The 22,090-nt window shown below is 59.8% G+C and carries 18 protein-coding genes; 13 read left to right on the top strand and 5 right to left on the bottom strand.

Annotated elements, in window-relative coordinates:
• The first annotated feature begins 16 nt into the window (after positions 1–16).
• Positions 17–427: a hypothetical protein gene (locus VGF98_10675; protein HEY1682090.1), complete on the top strand. Its 411-nt coding sequence runs from the start codon at positions 17–19 to the stop codon at positions 425–427.
• Positions 428–465: 38 nt separating this feature from the next.
• Positions 466–1,893, top strand: coding sequence for an MFS transporter (locus tag VGF98_10670; GenBank protein HEY1682089.1), 1,428 nt, complete (start codon positions 466–468; stop codon positions 1,891–1,893).
• Positions 1,894–1,902: 9 nt separating this feature from the next.
• Here the strand turns inward: VGF98_10670 and VGF98_10665 are convergent, their stop codons facing one another.
• Positions 1,903–2,349: a hypothetical protein gene (locus VGF98_10665; protein ID HEY1682088.1), complete on the bottom strand. Its 447-nt coding sequence runs from the start codon at positions 2,347–2,349 to the stop codon at positions 1,903–1,905.
• A 96-nt stretch (positions 2,350–2,445) separates the two neighbouring features.
• Between VGF98_10665 and VGF98_10660 the strand changes: the two genes are divergently transcribed.
• Genes VGF98_10660 through VGF98_10650 form a run of 3 tightly spaced genes read left to right on the top strand, consistent with a single transcriptional unit; the run spans position 2,446 to position 5,776 of the window.
• Positions 2,446–3,468: a hypothetical protein gene (locus VGF98_10660; GenBank protein HEY1682087.1), complete on the top strand. Its 1,023-nt coding sequence runs from the start codon at positions 2,446–2,448 to the stop codon at positions 3,466–3,468.
• The gene (locus VGF98_10655; GenBank protein HEY1682086.1) at positions 3,465–5,021 is read left to right on the top strand and encodes a glycosyltransferase family 39 protein; all 1,557 of its coding nucleotides are present in this window, start codon (positions 3,465–3,467) and stop codon (positions 5,019–5,021) included. The genes VGF98_10660 and VGF98_10655 overlap by 4 nt, the downstream gene beginning before the upstream one ends.
• A gap of 56 nt (positions 5,022–5,077) precedes the next feature.
• Positions 5,078–5,776: a hypothetical protein gene (locus VGF98_10650; protein ID HEY1682085.1), complete on the top strand. Its 699-nt coding sequence runs from the start codon at positions 5,078–5,080 to the stop codon at positions 5,774–5,776.
• On the opposite strand, the gene VGF98_10645 is transcribed toward VGF98_10650, so the two are convergent.
• The 4 genes from VGF98_10645 to VGF98_10630 form a co-directional block, all read right to left on the bottom strand.
• Positions 5,727–7,547 carry a hypothetical protein gene (locus VGF98_10645; protein ID HEY1682084.1) on the bottom strand — a complete coding sequence of 607 codons (1,821 nt, stop codon included), beginning with the start codon at positions 7,545–7,547 and terminating at the stop codon, positions 5,727–5,729. The genes VGF98_10650 and VGF98_10645 overlap by 50 nt on opposite strands.
• Positions 7,544–8,869: an amino acid permease gene (locus VGF98_10640; GenBank protein ID HEY1682083.1), complete on the bottom strand. Its 1,326-nt coding sequence runs from the start codon at positions 8,867–8,869 to the stop codon at positions 7,544–7,546. Before VGF98_10640 ends, VGF98_10645 begins: the two co-directional genes overlap by 4 nt.
• A 50-nt stretch (positions 8,870–8,919) precedes the next feature.
• Positions 8,920–10,260 carry an alkaline phosphatase family protein gene (locus VGF98_10635; protein HEY1682082.1) on the bottom strand — a complete coding sequence of 447 codons (1,341 nt, stop codon included), beginning with the start codon at positions 10,258–10,260 and terminating at the stop codon, positions 8,920–8,922.
• Between the two features lie 201 nt (positions 10,261–10,461).
• Entirely contained in the window at positions 10,462–11,526 is a 1,065-nt protein-coding gene (locus VGF98_10630) for an SMP-30/gluconolactonase/LRE family protein (GenBank protein HEY1682081.1), read from the bottom strand.
• A 255-nt stretch (positions 11,527–11,781) separates the two neighbouring features.
• Here VGF98_10630 and VGF98_10625 point away from each other — a divergent pair, with 255 nt between their 5' ends.
• The 8 genes from VGF98_10625 to VGF98_10590 all read left to right on the top strand — a co-directional run bounded on the left by VGF98_10625 (position 11,782) and on the right by VGF98_10590 (position 22,081).
• Positions 11,782–13,155, top strand: a complete 1,374-nt coding sequence (locus VGF98_10625; GenBank protein ID HEY1682080.1) for an alkaline phosphatase family protein — start codon at positions 11,782–11,784, stop codon at positions 13,153–13,155.
• 133 nt (positions 13,156–13,288) lie between these two features.
• On the top strand, positions 13,289–14,671 hold the full coding sequence (locus VGF98_10620) for an alkaline phosphatase family protein (protein ID HEY1682079.1): 1,383 nt from the start codon (positions 13,289–13,291) through the stop codon (positions 14,669–14,671).
• Positions 14,668–16,029 (top strand): alkaline phosphatase family protein, encoded by a 1,362-nt coding sequence (locus tag VGF98_10615; GenBank protein ID HEY1682078.1) that lies wholly within the window; start codon positions 14,668–14,670, stop codon positions 16,027–16,029. Before VGF98_10620 ends, VGF98_10615 begins: the two co-directional genes overlap by 4 nt.
• Positions 16,026–17,411: an alkaline phosphatase family protein gene (locus VGF98_10610; GenBank protein HEY1682077.1), complete on the top strand. Its 1,386-nt coding sequence runs from the start codon at positions 16,026–16,028 to the stop codon at positions 17,409–17,411. Before VGF98_10615 ends, VGF98_10610 begins: the two co-directional genes overlap by 4 nt.
• A gap of 55 nt (positions 17,412–17,466) precedes the next feature.
• Positions 17,467–18,000: a hypothetical protein gene (locus tag VGF98_10605; protein HEY1682076.1), complete on the top strand. Its 534-nt coding sequence runs from the start codon at positions 17,467–17,469 to the stop codon at positions 17,998–18,000.
• A gap of 65 nt (positions 18,001–18,065) precedes the next feature.
• Complete coding sequence (locus VGF98_10600) at positions 18,066–18,455, top strand: Hsp20/alpha crystallin family protein (GenBank protein ID HEY1682075.1); 390 nt, start codon at positions 18,066–18,068, stop codon at positions 18,453–18,455.
• 27 nt (positions 18,456–18,482) lie between these two features.
• The gene (lon, locus tag VGF98_10595) at positions 18,483–20,921 is read left to right on the top strand and encodes an endopeptidase La (protein HEY1682074.1); all 2,439 of its coding nucleotides are present in this window, start codon (positions 18,483–18,485) and stop codon (positions 20,919–20,921) included.
• Between the two features lie 131 nt (positions 20,922–21,052).
• Positions 21,053–22,081, top strand: a complete 1,029-nt coding sequence (locus VGF98_10590) for a hypothetical protein (protein HEY1682073.1) — start codon at positions 21,053–21,055, stop codon at positions 22,079–22,081.
• Positions 22,082–22,090: the final 9 nt, after the last annotated feature.

Here is a 22,090-nt window from a genome sequence, read left to right as displayed (position 1 = left end):
AACGAAAGGAGCCGCCGTGCGATATTTGCGCGCTACATTTCTCACCTCCGTGCTGGCCGCGATTTGCTGTGCGGCATCACCGGCCGCAGTTTCCGTGCACGCTTCGCAATGGAGCGCGACCTACGTCGCGGCATACAATCCACTGTGGAACGGCGGCGTTCCGTATTCCGGCGACTTAAAGCTCAAATTCAACCACGGAATCATCTCCGGAACCTACACGGCGACCTCGGTCAAGCCCGACCCGATGTACGGCCGGACGATCAATGTGACCGGCACCGTGACCGGCGGCAATATCTATCTCGACGTCGGTGGCATCAGTGGATACACCGTACGCGGGAAGCTCGAGAACGACGGAACCATCTCCGGAACCGCGACCAGAAGCGGAAAACAATACAGGTTCCTCGCGAAGATCAAATCATCGCCGTAGCGGCACCGAGTCGCAAAACATGGGTCGCGTTCTTCGTTTTGAGCGCGACTTTCTTTATGTTGCTGGTCGATTTCTCGATCGTTTCGATCGCGTTGCCGACGATCGAGACCGAGCTTCATCTCAGCGCCGGTCAAGGACAATGGATCGTCAGCACGTACGCGATCTTCCTGGCGGGCTTTTTGATGTTAACCGGCCGGTGCGCCGACTTGTACGGCCGCTACCGCTTCTTTATCGTAGGCCTCGCGGTCTTTACCATCGCGTCGCTACTCGGCGGTCTCGCGCACGACGGGACGTTCCTGATCGCGATGCGCGGACTGCAAGGCCTTGGCGCTGCAATGGTCAATCCGGCCGCGCTGGCAATCGTATTGTCGTTGTTTCCGGCCGGGCCCGCGCGTTCGCGCGCGATTGCATTGTGGGGAACGATCGGCAGCAGCGGCATCGCAGCCGGGATGCTGTTCGGTGGGATTTTGGTACAATTTCTTGGCTGGAGATCCGTCTTTTTCGTCAACATTCCGTTTGCCGTGGCCGTCTTCGTACTGGTGCGAACGTACGTGCCGTGCGACACACCGCAGCGAAGTTCGTCGCGTCTCGACGTCGTCGGCGCGCTAACGCTGACGGCCGCACTGCTGACGTTCGTCTACACGATCGAATCGGTACCGCAGCGCGGATGGACGTCGATTGCGACCGGCGCCGGCATCGTCGCGACGATCGCGCTGTTGGTGCTGCTCGTCCGAATCGAGCGCCGGGCAGCCGAGCCGATTTTGCCGTCACGCTTATTTCGGTATCCCGACTTGCTATCGGGCGCGGCGGTCATGCTGTTGCAGCCGATGTCGTATGCGGGCGTGCTGGTCTTTACGTCGATGTACGCCCAACGCGTCGCCGGATATAGCGCCCTCGACGCCGGTCTTGCCTTCTTACCGTCGTCGGTCATCGCATCGTTTGTGGCAGCTCCATTGACGATGACGATCGTGCGCCGCATCGGCGTGCGTGCCATGGGTTTCATCGCAAGCGCGGTGATGGTTGCGGGTGAAGCGATTTTGTTGTTCCTCCACCCATCCACCCCGTTCTGGTACGGCCTACTTCCAGCCACGGTGATCGGCGGCTTCGGTGGAATGCTCGCGTATCAGAGCGGCATGATCGCCGGCCTCGGTCATGTCGACGATGCCGACGAAGGCAGTGCTTCGGCCGCGCTGAGTTTCGCGCTGCAGTTGGGAATTGGCTTCGGTGTCGCACTCGGTGCGTCGGCGCAAGAGCTGCGCGCCCGCGCGTTGTTGCACGCCGGCGCAACGCCGGCCGATGCCCTCGCCGGCGGTCTGATCGCCGCTTTTTGGGTGTGCGTCGCAGTCGGCGTCGTCACGCTGATATCGGTCGCCGGCATCCGGCACGCCGCCACCGCCGAGCTTCCATTGCGGCACTTTCTGCCGCTGGGGAAGCTGCACCATCGCGTCGTAGCTCGGACGCCCTAACGCAACTGATTATTCGATGCGCAGCGGCGCGTGTTCGATCTCTTCGTCCCCGGGCGTATTGCGCGCGATAATATCGAGCTGATAGGTATGCCGTCGCGAGAGCGGCGGCAGCTCCAAGAACAGCGTGTGAAACCGGAACAAGCCGGGTCCGACGTGCTCGCAGTTGATCGAGAACGCTGCGGTTCGAATCTCGACGGAAGCCACGTTCGTATCGGCAACCACCGATCCGTCGAGCCACATGCCGGGATGAAGCGTTAACGTGGAAAGCCACACGCGCAACATATGCGGCGGTGCGTTGGGGGTTCGTACGACGGCCGAGGGCCATTCGCGCGGTTGGTGGGCTGCAACGACGACGTTGGACGGTACGGCAACGGGTGAACCGCCGCATCCAACAAGCGCGATGCAACATGCAACCACGACAGGCCACGGCAGGTGTTTTGTGGCGAGCCGAAACATGAGGTGAGCCTCGCGATTTTCTTAATGGGGACGTCCCTGGCCTTGTTTACCATCCCAAAGGAGTCTATCGACTCTCGTCCCGGCGTACCCACACGCTTGGACTGGTACATAACGATAGCAGCCGTTTGGATGATGACCGGCCTGTTTATCGACGCGCATCAGCACCTGTTTGAAACGATCGACACGTTTCTCAACCCCTGGCACGTCACGTTGTACAGCGGAGCGATCGCTTCAGCGGTCATCCTGACGCTCGAGATTCGCCGGAACCAGAAGCCCGGTCGCTCCTTTTGGGCGGCTATCCCGCACGGTTACACGCAAAGCGTGGTAGGTGCCGCTTGCTTGATTCTCGGCGGGGCGCTCGACGCGGCGTGGCATTCCGTGTTCGGCTTCGAGCACCAGCTCGATCTCTTGTTGAGTCCGCCACACCTCGTCTTACTAACGGGATTGTTCTTCTTGGTGACCGGCCCGGTGCGGAGCGGACTGGCTAGGCCGAATGCCGCGAACTTAGTCGACGAGTTGCCGATGCTCGTTTCCCTCGGGGTCGCGTTCGAAGTCGTGCAGTTCGTTACGCAGTTCGGATTTTATCCCGAGGCGCTGCTGCGCGACCATCCGCTTTCGCAACAGCAATTCATCCATCAACAATTCGTGTTGTCGGTGATGCTGTTCTACAAGCAGTCTACCGAGATCTTGACGGTCATCTGGCAAAGCTTGGTTTTGGCTGCAGCGACGATCTACATGTGCAGCCGCAAACAACTGCACCCCGGTGCGTTGATCGTGCTGTGCGTCGCGGAAAAATGTTGGATCGGCGGCGAATTATCGACCGATGCCGGCGAGTTCGTATTGATCTTGCTCGCATCGATCGTCGCCGGTGCCGCGGGCGACGCGATCGTCGCGAAATATCGCCCGTCGGTCGTGCGAGCCTGCGCTTTGCGCTGGTTCGGCGGGGTCGTGCCGGCAGCGTATATGGCGGCGTACTTTCTGTTCGCCTTCCCGATGTTCGGCGGGACGTGGTGGGATGCGAGTTTTACCTTCGGATGCATCGCGCTGGCCGGGATCGCCGGCGTCTGCGTGGCGCAACTCTTTATAGCCGGATATCAATCGCGCCCCGGCGCTGCGTGAAGAAGCTGCATCCGGTCGCCTACGTGGCGGCCGTGGCAACGCTGCTGGTGCACGTCGCGTTCAACCACCGCTACGGATACTACCGAGACGAACTGTACTTCATCGACTGTGCTCGCCATCTGTCGTGGGGGTACGTCGATCAGCCGCCGTTCGCGCCGTTCGTAGCGTGGTTGTCGGCACCCGCCGGCTATGCGGTGTGGGCGCTGCGATTACCGCCGGCAATCTTTGCCGGCGTCACCGTCTTGCTGGCGTGCGCGGTCGCACGCGAGTTGCGCGGTGGTGCGTACGCGCAACTGTTGACTGCGATCGGAACCGCGCTCGCTCCAGGGTTGCTGGGTCTCGGGTACGGACTGTCGACCGAGTTGCTTTCCCCGGCGGCATGGACTGCGCTCGCATATTGCACGCTACGCTTAGTTCGCACGCGCGACGGACGATGGTATATTGCGATGGCGTTGATCGTCGCGGTCGCCTTCTACGCCAAGTATTCGATCGTTGCGTGCGCGCTCGCCCTCGCTCTCGGGCTACTGCTCACCGGAAAAGCGTACGTGTTGCGGTCGCGTTGGCTCGCGCTCGGCGCGTTGTTGACCGTCGTGCTCGTGTGGCCGAACGTCTGGTGGCAATTATCGCACCATATTCCGATGCTTGGCGTGATCGCCGGCGATCGCGCGAACCGCCACGCGTTGGCCAACGGAATAGCCGACGAATCGTCTGGAATGGCCCGCAACGCATTGTTTCTGGCGATCGGGCAGATTCTCTATCTCAATGCATTTCTCGCGCCGCTGTGGATCGCCGGTGTCGTCGCGTCCGCGCGTGGGCGTCTCGGCGACGACGCGCGTTTCGTAGCGGTCGCATACGGCGTGTTGCTTGCAATTGCGGTCGTCAGCGTCGGGCGTCCATATTATATCTTCGGTATCTATCCAACCTTATTCGCAGCAGGCGGCGTAGCCGTCGAACGCTGGTTAGCCCCACATCCGCGTCGTCGTGCGGCCCTCGCAGCGGCGGCCTTCATCGTCGCGGCGATATTCGTTCCGATCGCGCTCCCGATCTTGTCGTTGCCCGCCTATATGCAATACGAATCGTTGATCGGTGTGAGCCGCATCGGCGATTCGATAGCGCACGACGGAAGCAGACGGCTGATGAATCCGCTCTACGCCGATCAGCTGGGATGGAAAGCGATGGTGGAAACCGTCGCGCTCGCCTATCGATCGATACCGCAACCGCAGCGCGCGCAGACGGCAATCTTCGCGGACCGGTATGCCTATGCCGGCGCATTAAATCGCTACGGACCCAGCTACGGGTTACCGGTCGCGATTAGCCCAAACAATCAATATTACGTCTGGGGCGTTCGAGGATATTCCGGCGCGTCGATGCTGGCCGTCGGTGCGACGGATTATCCGCTCCTCTTACGCGCGTTCGGAAGCGTGCGGCAAATCGCCGTCTATCGCAACGAATTTCGCTGGGTTCTTGAAGGACCGCTTCCGATCTACTTGTGCACGCATCCACATGCGCCGCTGGCGCAGATGTGGCCCTCGTTTAAGTACTATGGCCTGTAATGCAAGGCGACACAAGCCGGGGAGGACCGGCTTTCCGAACCAAGTAAACGGGCCTTATGGAAAACGTGCATGCCGAGCGTTCGGCGGGCTGGTCGATTCTTAGTTTCGTCGCGCTGATCCTCATAGCGACCGTGGTGACGAGCCCGCTCCCGTCGCCGACGTTGAAAGCGACAGACATCGGTCTGTTGCTCGACCTGCATCGACCCACGCTGCTCCTGGGCGCGTGGTTGATGTTTCCGGCGGCCGGATTCTTCTTGTGGTTCATCGTCGGTCTTCGGACGTATCTGTCACACGCACCCGGACGGCAAGAGGGGCTCTCGATGTTCGCGCTGGTTGCCGGCGTCGTGATGATCTGTCTATCGATCGTCGCGGCATGCTTGGAAACGACGGTGGCGTACGCCGCTGCGGACGTTTTTCAATCCTTTGGTATGGCCGCCGTGTACGATACGTTCGTGTTCTTGCAAGGCGGACTGGCCTACGGGCCCGCTGCGATCTTCACGTTCGCAGTTGCGCACAGCATGCGCCGGCACGATTCCGCGCCCGAGTGGCTCGTGTGGATCGGGTACGTTGCTGCGGCCGGAAACGGCATCGCGACGTTATCAATTTTCTTCCGGGAAGGATTTATGTCACCGAGCAACACCGGCCCGGGAATCTTCGGCGCGCTGCCGACCGCGGTTTTTCTCGTTGCAGTCGGCCTCGAACTGATCAAGCGCCGTCCGGTTCAAGCGACCGCGGCAATCGTTCCGCCACAATAGCCGACAGCGTTTCTTCGCTGCGGCGCAGCGCGGCGTTTTCGCGTTGCAGCGATGCGACCCGATCGCGCAGCGCCTTGGTCGCAAGATGATCGTAGGCCAATGCGGCGCCGGCCGCGAGTTGCCGTAGGCCGGCGCGCTCGTCGGGGTCTATGTCTTCGCCGCTGGAGTGGGCACCGTATAGCGCAATCGCGTGCAAACGGCGTCCGACAACGATTGGAATCGCATAGATCGGTTGGCGCGCACCGGCTGGAACGTCGTGCCTTGGCCAGCGTAAATCCGAAAGATCGCTGGCCCGTAATTCGGCACGCATCCGAACTACAAGATGATCGTCGCCGTCCAACGCAGCAGCGCTGCCGTCGTCCCATCCGACGGCGTGCCGGCGAACGAACGACGCATCGCGGGGATCTTCGGCGAACACGGCCGCCGATGCTAAATCGAACGCGTCGGCAGGTTCGTTCACGAGCATCTCTTCGACGATCTCGGTGGAGTTTGCAAACGCAACGTTGTGCGCCGTCCGCGCGACGCGCGCCTCGGCGATGTGCCTCCGGCGGAACAGTACGACGTCGATGAAATAGTCGAGGCGCCCGTGCAGCGCATTCAGCGACAACCCCAGCGCGATCGCCGAAAGAATCTCGAGAACGGTCGCCAGTCCGCCGCGTTCGAGCAACTTTCCAAACAAATATTCGATCAGCGAGAAGATGCTGACGGCGACGATCGTCAACGTTCCGTACACGAGGGTGCGGCCGATAAAGAAATTGACGTCGATGACGCGGTGGCGAACCACGCCATATGCGACCGACGCGGCCAGGAACGCGGCCGATCCGGCGAACGCGAAATAGGTGGCGAGCAAGATCGTCGCGTTGCTGGTTCCCACTTCGCCGAATTGTTGCGCTATCGCGCTGGCGATCATGAGCACCATCGCGGCTAACGCCGGCGCGAGGCGGCTGCGCAGATTTCGGTCGCTGCGTACGTAAGTGGCTACGATCGCGATGAGTGCGAACGCGTTGGGCACGATCGGGGCGAGATAGTCTTGCGATACGAGCAACCAATGCGGCGGGGGCGCGGAGGCCAGCCAAATGGCGTAATCGGTGCCGATATAGATCGAAGCGGCGGCTATGCCCGCCGGAGCCGCCAACTTGTCGATCCAGCGTGCGATGCCGGCCGGTTCGTCGGCTGGAAAACGGCTGGCGAACGCGATGGTTCCATACGACTGTAAACCGTATAGCAGCGAGATAAAAATCGCGTAGGACAACCCTAGCGCGAGCGGTGCGTGCTGCGCCCATAAGAAAGCCGCTTCGGGCAGTACGAGTGGCGGCACGACCAACGCGAAGCCCCAAGTCATGCGGTTCGGGCGCATCAAGACGAGCGCGAGGCTCACCGCGCCCAAACAGAATCCGGCGAACGCGAACGAAAGATCCGCGGCGCCGTAGAGACGCGGGAGCAGCGCCGGCATCAAGTGCACGGTTCTAACGCTCGATCCGTGCCGGAGATCGAGCGTCAATGGTGTGTCGGGCGACATCGTGGAGTTGAGGATCGCGTTCATGCGCCCGGGAAGCGCGAGATGTTCGTACGAGATGCGATCGCCGGGGACGATGCCGGCGCGCGAGGCCGGAAGCCCCGGCTCGACCGCGATGACCGTCATTCCATCCGGCCCGATATTATAACCGTATTCGCCGACGCTCTGGTCGAAGGTCGCGAGCGTCGCGACGATCGACCCAAGCTCGAAAAGCCCCAACAAAATTACGAGCGTTATGCGCACGGAGCGCTTCACGATGTCGCGGTCCGGCGCCGGTTGACGGCGCGAAAGATTGCGTACACCGGCAACCCGGCCAGCATGATGCCGAGCCCGATCGAAGTGTCGCCGGGCGATTTAAAAACGACGTCGCCGACGACCGCCCACGAAATGACGACGAACGCGATCGCGCTCCACGGATAGCCCGGCAACCGTATGTGCGGGCGTGTTCTCGATTCGGCTGCGTCGCGACGGCAGAAGACGATCAGTGCGACGCCGGCCAATCCGAAGAACACGTAGTCGACGCTGGTAACGTAGTTCAGAATTTGATCGTACCGGCCGGATAACGCGACGATCGCCGCAACCGCACCCTGCGCGAGGATCGCGAACGATGGTACGTGTGTGCGCGGATCGATCCACGCTAAGCTGCGAAAGAACGTGCCGTCGGCGGCCATCTGGAAATAGACGCGCGGCGACGTCAGGATTTGATTGCTCAAAAACCCGAGCGTCGACACTGCTACCACGGCGGCCATGATCCGCCCACCCACAGGACCGAACGCCGTTTGCGCGATCGCCGAAGCAGGCGTTCGCGTCGCAGCCAATCCAGCCGGCCCAAGTACGCGAACGCACACTGCGTTTACGGCGAGATAGAGAATCACGACGCACGACAAACCAAGAATCAATCCGCGCGGCAACGTCCGTTCCGGCGTTTTCAACTCGGCCGACATGAAGCTGGCCGTCTGCCAGCCGCTGTAGGCGAACAGTACCGGCACCATTGCCAAACCGATCGCTGCGGCCGATGCCCCCGCGGTCGCGGCCGGTCCGAGCGTCACCGATGCTGCGCGCGGCGCCGCGATTCCGACCAACACGAAGCCTGCGATGGCGGCGACCTTAATTGCCATGAATACATTTTGCGTACCGGCGCCCGAGCGCACGCCGAGCGAATTGATCGCGGTGAACAACGCGATCGCGAGCACGCCGAGCGTCCGCGCCGAAACGTGCAACCCCGTCAGCGGCTCGAAGTAATTGGCGAAGGTTACGGCCGCGGCCGCCATGCCGCCGCTCTGCGACACCAGCAGTAGCGTCCATCCGTAGAGGAATCCGACCGATGGATGAAACGCATCGCACATGTAGGCGTACAAGCCGCCATCGCGTGGCCGTCGCGACGCCAACTCGGCGAACAGACCGCCGCCCAACAATGCGATTGCGCCACCGGCAACCCATGCTAATAAAATACCGCCGGCCGACGGCACGTAGCGTGCAACGACCGACGGATTCATGAAGATTCCGGAGCCGACGATACCGCCCATGACGATGAGCGCGGCATCGCGTGTCCCTAGTCGCCGGAGCAGTGTAGGCAAGAGTGCGGCCTTAGTGACCGCTCGACGAACCCCCTTGCCACGCCGAGCCGCTATTCGTAGTCCGGTGCCCGTTCGTCGGCGGCGCGCGTCAAAAAGAACTCTGCCTTCTGCGGAGCTTGAATCGGCACGAACGTTCGCGGTTTCTGGTTGAAGTCGAAGCAGTCGCCGGCCACCGATGTCGCGCGCGTGTCGGAGTCTGCCATCCGCGGAAGTCCGAAAATATCTTCGGTGAACTTCAAGATGCTGCCGTGCTCGTATTGCACCTTAGAAACGAAGTTGCGTTTGGCATACGGTGAGATAACGAGCAGCGGCGTACGAAAACCGAGTCCATCGTAATCGACCATCGGCGGCTTCACGTGGTCGTAGAGGCCACCCCAGTCGTCCCAAAAGACGAAAATCGCGGTGGAATCCCAGTACTTGCTTTCGCCGATCGCATTTACCACCGAGGTTACCCAGGCCGGTCCGAGGCCGCCGCCACACGCACTGTGATCCGACTCTTCGCACGTCGGGGTTACCCACGTCACGCTGGCAAGTTTGCCGGCAGGCACGTCGTTAAGGATCCTTTTTTGTGGAGTGATGACGTTCGCCCAGTCTTTGCCGTATCGAATATGTTTGATGGCTTGATATCCCGACCAAAAGCCGCCCATTGGTTGCGAGATCTTGCTGGAGTAGAAACGCCACGTGAGGCTGGCAGCATCGAGTTCGTCACCCAGCGTCGTGTAATCGAAGCACGGCGTTTGCCTCCCTCCGTACGTGCGGGCCTGCGTCAGCGTTTCGACCAGCCCGTCTCCAGAGCAACCCCATTCGCCCGGTTCGGGAACGTCGACGCTCGTCGCAGCCTGCCCGGCGATGATGTACTGATGCGACGCAAAGCTTTCGTCCAATTGCGACGTGTGGAAGTCGTCTCCGAGCACCCATTCTTTTGCCATGTCCCAATACGGTTTGGACTCGCTGTGCGGAACGTAGACGTATTCCGGGTTGGTAGGACCTCCGTACGAGCCTTCCTTGTCGAAGCCGTCCATCTTACACTTCGTTCCGGGAAGACTTCCGGTGCCATCGCACGCGTCGAACATCGCCGCAGCCGAATGATTGATAATATATTGCGTCTTTAAGCTGACCGGCGTAAGTTTAATCGTTTCGCCTTTCGAGTTCTTACCTTCCGACTGCGTGTTGGCACCTGGATATCCCTGAAACAGGTTGTCGATCGTTCGGTTTTCTTGAACGATGATGACCACGTGTTGAATTTTATTCGCTCCGGCCGGTGCGTACCGTTGCGCCTGAGGCGAAAACGAACTACTTTGCGATGACGTCGGGCTGGACGAACACGCCGAAAGCATGCCGGCCAGCAGCGCGGTGCAGGCGACGAATGTGAGTTGCGACGATGGCCGCATGATCGAGAACCCCCCTTAGAGCAGGCGCGTACGTCAGAGCAGGCGAGTACGTCGCGGCCATGCCTTTCCAGTATGTTCGGCGCGTACGTAAAAAGCAACGGCCTGCGCAAGCGAGCCGTTGCCAATTCGAAGCCACGCCCAAAGAAAAGGGACCCGCCGAAGCGGGCCCCTTTTGAGTCGACCCGAGGTCGATTCGGAGTGTTAGTTCTTGACGGAGCTGACTGCCGAACCGATCGGCTGGCCAAAACCGCTGACGGTGACGAGCGCGGCGCCGCCCGCCGGGTACGGATAGACGCCGGCGTCGAGCGATTCGGCATCCGGAGCAACGACCTTCGTGCCCTTGATCGTCGCTTGAACGACGTCGCAGTAGCCCGACGGACAGCTGAGAACGGTCGAACCACTCACGGTGCCGGTGGCGTCGACCTGGTAGAAGGTCGGGCCGCTGAACGTGTCTTGGTCGCCGATGGCCAAAGAGCCCGTCTTATGAGCGTTGGACACGGTACCCGGGAAGCCGATCGTCGCGCCGCTGATCGGGAGGAGCGCGAAGTTGCCGCCGATGTACGAGCTGATCGCCGCATAGAACGAGTTATCGAAACCGCTGTAGTAGAGGTTTCCAGTCTTGCCGAGGTAGCCGATGAAGAACACTTCGAACATGTTCGGATCGGTCAGCTGCTGCGGGGCGCCCGAAGCGTTGGCATACAGGCTGATGCCGCCAGCATAGTCGCTGGTGCTGATGATGTTCGAAACGGCGAGCGTTCCGGACTTCGGATCGACTGCGCAACCGGCCGGGAACTCACCCGGATCCGACAGTGCTTGCGTGAACGTGCCGCTGGGAGCGTACTCGTCGATCTTGCTGTTTTCCGTGTTCGCAATGAACACGTTGCCGTTCTTGTCCGAGCACATGCCTTGCGGCTCCGAGAAGCCTTCGGGCGGGGCCGCGAGGGCGCCCATGTAGCTGCCCGACGGATAGGAGTACACCTGAACTACGTTATCGCCGGAATCGCTGATCCAGAACGTCTTTGTTCTGGAGTCGATCTTGCCGTGAAGCGGATGCGACTTCGAGAGGTCGCTCTTACGAATCGCGACCTTCGGGTCGAGGATCGAGGTCGTAAGGACGTGGCCGTTGTGCATGAGCTTGCTGGCGCCGCCGACGACCGGGGCGCCCGACGGAGCAAGCGACGAGGTTGCGCCGCTGCTGCAACCCGCGAGGAGCGCGGCCGCTGCGGCCACGCCCAAAATATATTTTGCCGATTGTGGCATATTCATAGGTAAATGTTTCCCTTTTCTAGGCGTCAAAACGAGCCTTGGGGTGGGCGAAGGGTTACCGAAACAACCAAGGGCTCTTACCCTAAGGTCGATGACGCGAGTTTGGAAGGTTGGGTGGGTACGACCTTCATCGTGGCCCTGAGATTTGTAAAGAAAACGTAAAGCGCAGCAAACCAAGGGCGAACCCTAAGGTAGGCTTTGAGGGCGCGGCGTGACCGCGTCAGTGTCGATCCCTCGCCGAGAAGGTCATTGTAGATGAATTTTATGCGCTTGCCTTGTTTGGGAATTCTAGCTCTGTCTTGTTCCGTCGCGCTGCCGGCCTGCAGCACTCCGACCGCAGGAGCGCCGAGCTGGGTCGGCGCGTTGCCCGATCTTCGCGCCATCGAACGGCACGCAGCCGCATCGAGCAAGATTCAGCACGTCATCATCATCGTCCAAGAAAACCGTAGCGTCGACAATTTGTTCCAAGGCTATCCGGGCGCCGACGTTCGGTCGTACGGCTACGATAGTACTGGAAAAAAGATTGCCCTGACGCCCATTAAGCTCCAAACCCCATGGGACGTCGATCACAGCCTACAGTCGTACCTCGAAGCCTGCAACGGTACGGGAAGTCTGCCTGGGACGAATTGTCAGATGAACGGATTCAATAAGGAGCTCGTAACGTGCGGTCACGGACCGTCGCAGTGTCCGCCCAATCCGCAGTATGGTTACGTCCCGGCCTCCGAAACCAAACCATACTTCGCGATGGCGCAACAATACGTGTTGGCCGATCATATGTTCACGTCGATGATCGATGCCAGCAGCTTCGTTTCGCATCAGTACATTATCGCGGGCCAGGCACAGTCGTCGGTCAACTTTCCCACCTCGATTTGGGGCTGCGACGGCGGAAAGAGCGACTCTATTGCGACGCTCACCCAGCAGCGAGTGGAGGGGCCGACGATTCAACCGTGTTTTCCAAGCACGACGCTCGGCGACGAACTCGACACGGCCGGCCTTTCGTGGGGATACTACACCGCGTCGATTAATGGCGACGGAAATATATGGAACGCGTATCAGGCGATCGATCACATCCGCTACGGACCGGATTGGCACAAAAACGTGCACTGGCCGGCGACAAAATTCTTCAAAGCCATCGACGGTGGCGCGCTGCCGGCAGTAAGCTGGGTCACTCCGACGTGTCAAAACTCCGATCATGCGGGATGCAGGTCGAATCACGGGCCGCACTGGGTAGCTTCGCTCGTCAACGCAATCGGTGAATCCAAGTATTGGAACTCGAGCGCAATTTTTATTTTCTGGGACGAATACGGCGGCTGGTACGATCACGTCGCGCCAAAGATGCTGGACTACGACGGCTTAGGGTTACGTGTTCCGCTGTTGATTATTTCGCCGTATGCCAAGAAAGGCTACGTGTCGCACGTCCAATACGAGCACGGCAGCATACTGCGTTTCGTTGAGGATCAGTTCGGACTAGCTCGGTTGGCAGCGTCGGATACGCGTGCGACGTCGCCCGAAAAAGATGCGTTCGATTTCACGCAGAAACCTCGAGCGTTCGAGCCGATTCAGTCCAAACTCAAGCGAGCATATTTTGAAAAGGAGCCGAACGACCCGCGCATTCCGGACTCCGAATAGAGCGCGCATTTGGTCGCTTCGCTCGTCAACGCAATCGAACCGGCGGAGCATTCCACATTAAGTAGAAGGTCGATCGGGCTGGAAGGCTTGGCCGTGTCGCATGCGCGCGCGACGTCTTGCAAAAGGGATTGTTTTGATTTTTCTCCATCGGCTCGGGTTCGTCCAGAGGACGATTACCGTCGGCCTGTTATTGTCAACGTCGCTATTCGTGGCTGGCTGCAACCAGAGCGCCGCAGCGTCGTTACCGGATGTCGGCGGAAAAGGGATGCGATCGCTCGATGGGCCGGGCTATAGACCAAGCGGAAAGATCCAGCACGTCATCATCATCGTGCAAGAAAATCGGAGCGTCGACGACCTCTTTCCGGGCCTCCCAGGAGCCGACACGCGATCGTACGGTTACGACAGCAACGGCAACAAGATCGCCTTGCAACCGGTGCCACTCGAGTCGTCGTACGATATCGATCATAGTTTAGCGTCGTTCCTAGCCGCGTGTAACGGACTCGGAAAACTACCCGGGACGAAGTGCCAAATGAACGGCTTCAATAACGAGAAGGTTGGCTGCCTGGTCGGCTGCCCTCCGAACCCCCAGTACGGTTACGTGCCGCGTAGCGAAACGAAACCCTATTTCGACATGGCCGAGAGTTACGTATTCGGCGACCGCATGTTCACGTCGATGATCGATGCCAGCAGCTTCACATCGCATCAATACATCATCGCGGGCCAATCCAGTTCTTCGGTCGATTTTCCGGCCTCGCGGTGGGGCTGCGGCGGCGGCGCGAACGATACCGTTCCGACGCTCACGATGCAGCGCAGCGAATCGACCCCGATCAAACCGTGTTTCACGAATCAGACGCTCGGCGACGAACTCGATGCGGCGCGCATCTCGTGGGGATATTACACGGCGACCCTCAATAACGCCGATAGTATATGGAACGCATATCAGGCGATCCGGCACATTCGCTACGGCCCGGACTGGAAGAGAAACGTGTTTAGCCCGCAAACCAAATTTTTTAAGGCGGTCGCCCAAGGAACGCTTCCCGCCGTGAGCTGGGTCACGCCGACGTGTAACAATTCCGATCACGCCGGTTGTGAGTCGAATCACGGTCCGCACTGGGTAGCGTCGCTCGTCAATGCGATCGGTCAGTCAAAGTATTGGAAGTCGAGCGCGATCTTCGTCTTCTGGGACGAGTACGGTGGCTGGTACGATCACGTCGCGCCAAAAATGCTCGATTACGATGGCTTAGGCCTACGCGTCCCGTTATTAATTATCTCGCCGTATGCGAAGCGCGGTTACGTATCTCACGTGCAGTTCGAACACGGCAGCATTCTGAAGTTCGTCGAAGACCAGTTCGACCTCCCGCGCCTAGCGGCATCGGATACGCGCGCCAATTCCCCCGAAGCCGACTGCTTCGATTTTTCAAAGCCGCCCCGCCCCTTTAAGACGATTCCGTCGTCGTTCGGCAAAACGTATTTTGAGAACGAGCCGCTCGACCGGCGCGTTCCGGACGCAGAATGATGAAAATCTCGAAGCCCTTCTTCGGTGCGGCGCTGGTTCTGTCATTCGCAGCATGTAACGGATGGAGCGGGGCATCGTTCCCAACATCTTCCGCCGGCGGCGCCCAAGCGATCGGCGGTCTCGACGATTTGCGGCAGCCGGCGAGCGGAAAAATCAAGCACGTCGTTATCATCATTCAGGAAAATCGTAGCGTCGACGACCTTTTCACCGGTTTTCCCGGGGCCGATACACGTTCGTACGGTTACGATAGCAAGAATCACAAGATCCGGCTGCAGCCGGTTCCGCTGGAAGCGGGCTACGATATCGATCACAGCCTCAAGTCCTTTCTGCAAGCGTGCAACGGAAGTGGAAGCATGCCCGGCACGGACTGCCGGATGAACGGCTTCGACAAAGAAGCGTTAATGTGCCTCACCTGCAAACCGGACGCTCAATACGGTTACGTCCCGCACAGCGAAACCAAGCCATACTTCGCAATGGGCGAGCAGTACGTTTTCGCCGACCGCATGTTCACTTCACATATCGACGCCAGCAGCTTCACGTCGCACCAATACATCATTGCCGGTCAGTCTAGCTCGTCGGACGATTTCCCAAGCTCGTTGTGGGGTTGCGGCGGTGGTTCGACCGATACGGTTCCGACGTTGACGATGCGGCGCCGTCAAGGGACGCCGGTTCGTCCGTGCTTCAATAATCGAACGCTAGGCGACGAACTGGACGCAGCGGGTATTTCTTGGGGATACTTCACGTCGGCGTTGGACGCGAACGGTCAATTGTGGAACGCATATCAAGCGATCCGGCACATCCGGTACGGAGCCGATTGGAAAAGAAACGTCATAAGTCCGCAGACGAAATTTTTCAAGGCGATCGACGACGCAGAATTGCCTGCAGTCAGTTGGGTGACGCCGACGTGCGAAAACTCCGATCACGCCGATTGCGACTCGAATCACGGACCGGAGTGGGTCGCCTCCCTCGTCAACGCGGTCGGGACCTCAAAATATTGGAACTCGACCGCGATCTTCGTCTTTTGGGATGAATACGGCGGATGGTACGACCACGTCCCTCCGAAGATGGTCGACTACGATGGCCTCGGTATCCGCGTCCCGTTGCTCGTCATTTCTCCGTATGCAAAAAAAGGCTACGTTTCGCACGTGCAATACGAGCACGGCAGCCTTCTTCGATTCGTCGAAGACCAGTTTGGACTGCCCCGCCTTGCGGCATCGGACGAGCGAGCGAAATCGCCGGAAAAGGATTGCTTCGATTTCTCGCGCCCTCCCAGGCCGTTCCAAACGATTCCGGCAGCGCTCGGCCGGCACGATTTCGAGCGCGAACCACTCGACCTTCGCCCAACGGATACGGAATGATGACAGCGTTCAACACACGACGAATTACAACGCCCCTCGCTCTCGCCGCCGGTGCCGTTCTCCTCGCTCGGTGTGGAGACGGCACCGGATCGGCCGCATTGGTCGTGCCGCAAAGCAACGCTCCGGTCGCGACGGCCGCTCTGAACGGGCTCGACGATCGCGCCGCGGGCAAAATCAAACACGTCATTATTATTATTCAGGAGAATCGCAGCGTCGATAATCTGTTCCAAGGCTTTCCGGGCGCCGATACGCGTCCGTACGGATACAATACTGACGGCACGAAGATACGCTTGCAGCCCGTTCCGTTAACTGCTCCGTACGATATCGACCATAGCTCGCAATCGTTTTTCGAAGCGTGCGACGGCCGAGGGACGCTGCCGGGGACGGACTGCAAGATGGATGGATTCAACGAGGAAACCACGAGCTGTCTTCGTGGCTGCCCGCCGAATCCGCAGTACGGGTTCGTCCCGCACAGCGAGACGAAGCCGTATTTTTCGATGGGCGAGCAGTACGTCTTCGCCGATCGCATGTTCACGTCACACTTGGACGCATCGAGCTTTACCTCGCATCAGTACATCATCGCCGGTCAGTCGAGTTCTTCGGTCAATTTCCCGGAAACGATCTGGGGCTGTGGAGGCGGTCCAATCGACACCGTTCCGACACTGACCGCCCAACGTACGATCGGAACGCCTATTTCGAGTTGCTTCAACAATCAAACGCTCGGCGACGAATTGGACGCCGCGGGAATGTCGTGGAAGTACTATACGTCCGGTTTAGAGGGAAGCGGCAGTTATTGGAGTGCGTACCGTGCGATTCGGCATATTCGATACGGGCCGGATTGGAGCGATCGCGTCGTCGCTCCGGCACGACGTTTTTTCCCGGATATCAAGGCGGGTAAGCTGGCACCCGTAACCTGGATAACGCCGTCGTGCCGCAATTCCGACCACGCGGGTTGTTCGTCGGATCACGGTCCCGTCTGGGTGGCGTCGCTCGTCAATGCGATCGGCAAGTCCAAATATTGGGACTCCAGTGCCATCTTTATTTTTTGGGACGAATACGGTGGCTGGTACGATCACGTTCCGCCAAAGATGGTCGACTACGATGGTCTCGGTATCCGCATTCCATTGCTTATCATTTCGCCGTACGCCAAGAAAGGGTACGTTTCGCACGTCCAGTTCGAGCACGGCAGCATTCTAAAGTTCGTCGAGGACCAATTCGGCCTGCCGCGTTTAGCGGCTTCGGACAAGCGCGCGATCTCGCCGGAACGAGATTGCTTCGATTTCTCCCGTCCGCCTCGGCCGTTTGCAGCGATACCGGCGGCGTTCGACGAGACGTACTTCGAAAGAGAGCCGATCGACCCGCGGCCGGTCGATAGCGAGTAGCGGTAATCCACGCGGAGGCAACGGGAGCGGAGCGCTCTAGTGCGAATCCCCTCGCATGCTTGCATCGATCATCCTTTCGGCGCTGATCGCCGCACAGGCCGCGCCGGGACAAACCCCTTCGACGCAGACGCTGTTAGCCCAACTGGCGTCGCCCTCGCAACAAACGTTAGAGAGCGGCTCGTGTTTGGATGCGCCGCGACCGGTTCCGCGCGTGCTGATGCCCCCCATCGAGCGCTCGATGCAGGTCGTCCGTATCGACCGCGTCGTCTCAACCGCGACGATGCTTCCAGGCGAGACCATCGGGTATCTGTACACGCTCGGCGACGGTTCGACGTGGCTCGGACAGCGCGCGCAGCAGTACATGTCGGGCGCCGCTGCAAACCAGATCAACCAGGTTCTGAGCATCACACACGCCCCTGGCCAGAACATCTCGACCTTTCCCCCGCAAATGCGCAACGGGATCGCGACCAAGTACACGCAGTTTTTCCGGGTTCAAGTCTCGGGAGCGTCGATGTCTACGCTCCAGATCGTAATACTGCCCTGCGTCGCCTGGCCGGCCGGACGCCCGCTTCCCGATCCGAGCATGTAACCCGGCCGGCAGCAATTTTAGCACCCGGTGCATCCGAGTGCTAAAACGGGGAGTTCTATCAGAGCATGGAGTTCGTGATACGAAGCCGCATCGCGGCCCCCGAACCTAACGCCGACGTTCTGGTCGATGAGGATCGGGGCCGGGTGGTGGCCATGGTTGAGGTAGCCGGGGCCGACCCGGAGTCGCTCCGGGTCGAGGTCGACGAGCGTCACCTGTACATCGCGGGCACCCGCCGGGAGCCGCTGCGGCTACGCAGCGCTTCGTTCGTGCAAAAGGAAATCGCGTACGGCGACTTCGCCAAACGGATCCATTTGCCGGTCGCCGTCGAGTTCGACGGCGTTGCCGCAAGTTACGCAGACGGCCTTCTGATAATCGCGCTTCCGATCGCCGCCACGGCGTATCGTCCGACCGCGCGCACGGAACTCCGCATTTTGGTAAAGAGGACTCATTCGTAGATGCCCGCTCGGAAAAAATCAACCCTGGTGGTACCGGCTAGCACGATCGGTATATTGCCGCTGCAAGAAGCGGTGCTGTTTCCGCACACCGTCATCCCGTTGGCTGTCGTCAAGAAACCCGGCATCCAGCTCGTCGAAGAGGCGTTGCGCGAAGGCAGACCGATCGGTTTGACGGTCCTGAAGGATCGCGACACCGAAAATCCTGGTCCGGACGATGTCCAGCGCGTCGGCACCATCGGTACGATTCAGAAGATGCTGAAGGTGCCGGACGGCACGTTGCGTTGCATCGTGGCCGGACAGCAAGTTTTTAAAGTCGATCAGTTCACGCAATCGGCGCCCTACATGGTGGCGGCCTACACCGAGCTTCCCGATATCACGCTGGAGAGCGAAGAGTTGGTCGCGATGCAGCGCAACCTGGCGACGTTGTTTCAAAAGCTGCTGTCGTTTCTGCCTCAGGCTCCGCGCGAGATGGAGATGGAGGTTCAGAACATCACCGATCCCGCGGTGCTGACGTACTTCGTCGCCTCGACCATGCGTTTGGAAACGGCCGACCGGCAAGCGTTGCTGGAAGAGCGCGATACCGCCAAACGCATGCGCAAGCTGACGATGATGCTCACCAAGGAGCTCGAAGTCGTCGAGCTGGGTCATAAGATCCAGAGCGACATCCAGCGTGAGATGGAAAAGAATCAGCGCGAGTTCTATCTGCGCCAGCAAATGCGCGCGATTCAAGAAGAACTCGGCGAAGTCGATCCGCAGTTGGCCGAAATGAACGAAATGCGCGAAAAAGTCGAAGCGGCGGGAATGCCGGAGGACGTGAAAAAGTCCGCCGACCGCGAACTCGACAGGCTTTCGAAAGTGCCGCAGGCCAGCCCCGAATATAGCGTCATCCGCACGTATCTCGATTGGTTGATCACGCTACCCTGGAGCAGCGAAACGAACGACCACATCGACATCAAGCGCGCGCGAGAGATTCTCGATGAAGATCATTACGATCTCGAGAAAATCAAAGACCGCATCGTCGAGTATCTTGCGGTGGGCAAACTCAAGAAAAAGCTGACCGGGCCGATCCTGTGCTTTGTCGGACCGCCCGGCGTCGGCAAGACGTCGCTCGGACAGTCGATCGCACGTGCGATGGGACGTAAGTTCGTGCGGCTGTCGGTCGGCGGCGTTCGCGACGAATCCGAGATTCGCGGGCACCGGCGCACCTACATCGGCGCGATGCCGGGAACGATCGTTCGCGCGATTCGCGATGCCGGAAAGAAAAATCCGGTCATGATGATTGATGAAATCGACAAAGTCGGCGCGGATTATCGCGGCGACCCGCAGTCGGCGCTTCTCGAAGTGTTGGACCCCGAGCAAAACTTCAATTTCCGCGACCACTACTTAGACCTTCCGTTCGACCTGTCGCAAGTGCTGTTCATCTGCACGGCCAACAGTCTCGACACGATCTCTCCGGCGCTGCGCGATCGCATGGAAATTATTACGCTGGCCGGCTATACCGAGATGGAAAAACTCCAAATCGCGAAGCGCTATTTGCTGAAGAAGCAGCGCAAGGCCAACGGTTTGAAAGACGCGCAGGCGCAGATCACCGATACCACGCTGCGCGCCATCATCAACGATTACACGCGCGAAGCCGGCGTCCGGAACCTCGAACGTGAAATCGGAACGGTGTTCCGTAAGATCGCGCGCAAGATCGCCGAGAACGCGCGCTTCAAAACGCGCGTCCAGCCCGCCAATTTGGTGGAGTATCTCAGCAAGCCGCGATTCTTCAACGAAGTTCGTAAGCGCGTGGCGTCGGTCGGCGTCGCGACGGGCCTGGCCTACACACCGGTCGGTGGCGATATCCTGTTCATCGAAACACAAGCTATGCCGGGCACCGGCAAACTGGTGCTCACCGGCCAACTCGGCGACGTGATGAAGGAAAGCGCGCAGGCAGCGGTGTCGTTCCTCCGGTCGCGCTCCGGCGAGTTAGGACTGGCCGAGGATTACTTTGCAAAGCACGACCTGCACATTCACGTCCCGGCCGGCGCGACGCCCAAGGACGGCCCGTCGGCGGGTATCTCAATCGCAACCTCGATCGCGTCGATTTTGACCGGCCTCAAGGTCGATCCGAATCTCGCGATGACCGGCGAGATTACGTTGACCGGACAAGTGCTGCCGATCGGCGGCCTGAAAGAAAAAGTGCTCGGCGCAAAGCGTGCCGGCATCAGTAAAATCTTGTTGCCGAAGCGTAACGAGATGGACCTCGACGATATCCCGAAGGAAGTCCGCGATACGATGACCTTCGTGCCGGTCGAAGAGCTGTCCGAAGTGCTGTTCAACGCTCTTGGGAAACGCGTGATCTCGCGCGTTCCCTTAGGTGCCGAGTCCGGCGCCCGGGATAACGTCGTTCCGATGCGCGGACGCCGGGTCGCCAAGAGCGCGCGTCCCGAGCGCAAGCGTAGCGAGGCAACGCGCAAGCGCTGACGTTCGTTTACTTTTGTCGTAGCTCCAGCAGGGTGGTTGCTTCGCACTGCATAACAACCGCCCCGTACTAGTCTCTTCCAACCAGAGAACTAAGGAGCTTTTGTATGAGTTTTCCGTCGACAAAGCGCCTCGTGACTTTCGCTGCGGTAGCTGCCTTATTGGCCGGCTGCAGCGGCAATTCGCAATCGGCGCTAAGTTCGTCGCCATCCATTCCTCAGTCTTCGCACGTTGTGGCGGCTTCGCACCACGGCTTCTCGCCGTCCTTGAAGCCGGTTGTTTCGCACCTTAGCCGGCCGTCGACCGGCAAATCCTGGGCCAATCCGGCAGCGGCTTCTTCGAAGGCGCTCATGTACGTCTCGGAAATCACCTATGGCACGGTCAACATCTATAAATACGCGGGCGGCAACAACCCGCCGCTTCAGGGCACGCTGACCGGTTTCGAGTTTCCGACGCCCGGATGCACCGATAACAAAGGGAATGTCTTCATCCCCGACTTCGACCTAGAAACTATTACCGAATTTGCGTACGGTTCGTCCACCCCAACGCAGACGCTCAGTGACAGTGGCTTCGAACCGTTTGGCTGCTCGGTGGATCCGACCACTGGTGATTTAGCAGTGGCGAACTTCGATAGCGGCAGCGTCTCGATTTACGCCGGCGCGTCCGGTACGCCGGCCGTCTACACGGTGTCGAACGATCCCATCGACGAATACGTCGCGTATGATAACAGCGGCGACCTGTACGTTGCAGGGCGCAATACCAGCGGCGTTTATCAACTCAACGAAGCCGTGAGCGGGTCGACCACGTTCAACGCTTTGAACGTGACGGGCGGCTCGATCGCGTTCCCTGGCCAGATTCAATGGGGCGGATCGTACCTGCTATTGGGCGATCAGGGCGACGGCTTTGGATCGTCCGTTAATCAGGCGACCGTCAGCGGTGGCACGGCTACGATCGTGAAAAATATCCTGCTGAGCGGGTCGTCTGACGTCGTTGCCGGATACAAGCGCGGCGACGGCCCTGGCGGCACTGCCACCTTCGCCGGACCGGATTATGGCTTGAACGCAGGCTATACGTATACGTTCCCCGGCGGATCTCAAATGTCGTCGTTCACAGGTAACGGCGGTCCGTACGGAGCGGTCATCGTACAGAAAAAAGGTAAGTAGTTCCGAATT

Source organism: Candidatus Tumulicola sp. (assembly GCA_036490475.1).
Taxonomy (GTDB): domain Bacteria; phylum Vulcanimicrobiota; class Vulcanimicrobiia; order Vulcanimicrobiales; family Vulcanimicrobiaceae; genus Tumulicola.
This window is presented reverse-complemented; position numbering and strand designations above follow the sequence as displayed.

Excerpts from the sequence above, each read along its gene's own strand:
- VGF98_10635 (HEY1682082.1), bottom strand. The coding sequence starts at position 10,260 with ATGCGGCCATCGTCGCAACTCACATTCGTCGCCTGCACCGCGCTGCTG.
- VGF98_10615 (HEY1682078.1), top strand. The coding sequence starts at position 14,668 with ATGATGAAAATCTCGAAGCCCTTCTTCGGTGCGGCGCTGGTTCTGTCA.
- VGF98_10625 (HEY1682080.1), top strand. The coding sequence starts at position 11,782 with ATGAATTTTATGCGCTTGCCTTGTTTGGGAATTCTAGCTCTGTCTTGT.
- VGF98_10630 (HEY1682081.1), bottom strand. The coding sequence starts at position 11,526 with ATGAATATGCCACAATCGGCAAAATATATTTTGGGCGTGGCCGCAGCG.
- VGF98_10665 (HEY1682088.1), bottom strand. The coding sequence starts at position 2,349 with ATGTTTCGGCTCGCCACAAAACACCTGCCGTGGCCTGTCGTGGTTGCA.
- VGF98_10610 (HEY1682077.1), top strand. The coding sequence starts at position 16,026 with ATGATGACAGCGTTCAACACACGACGAATTACAACGCCCCTCGCTCTC.
- VGF98_10605 (HEY1682076.1), top strand. The coding sequence starts at position 17,467 with ATGCTTGCATCGATCATCCTTTCGGCGCTGATCGCCGCACAGGCCGCG.
- VGF98_10600 (HEY1682075.1), top strand. The coding sequence starts at position 18,066 with ATGGAGTTCGTGATACGAAGCCGCATCGCGGCCCCCGAACCTAACGCC.
- VGF98_10650 (HEY1682085.1), top strand. The coding sequence starts at position 5,078 with ATGGAAAACGTGCATGCCGAGCGTTCGGCGGGCTGGTCGATTCTTAGT.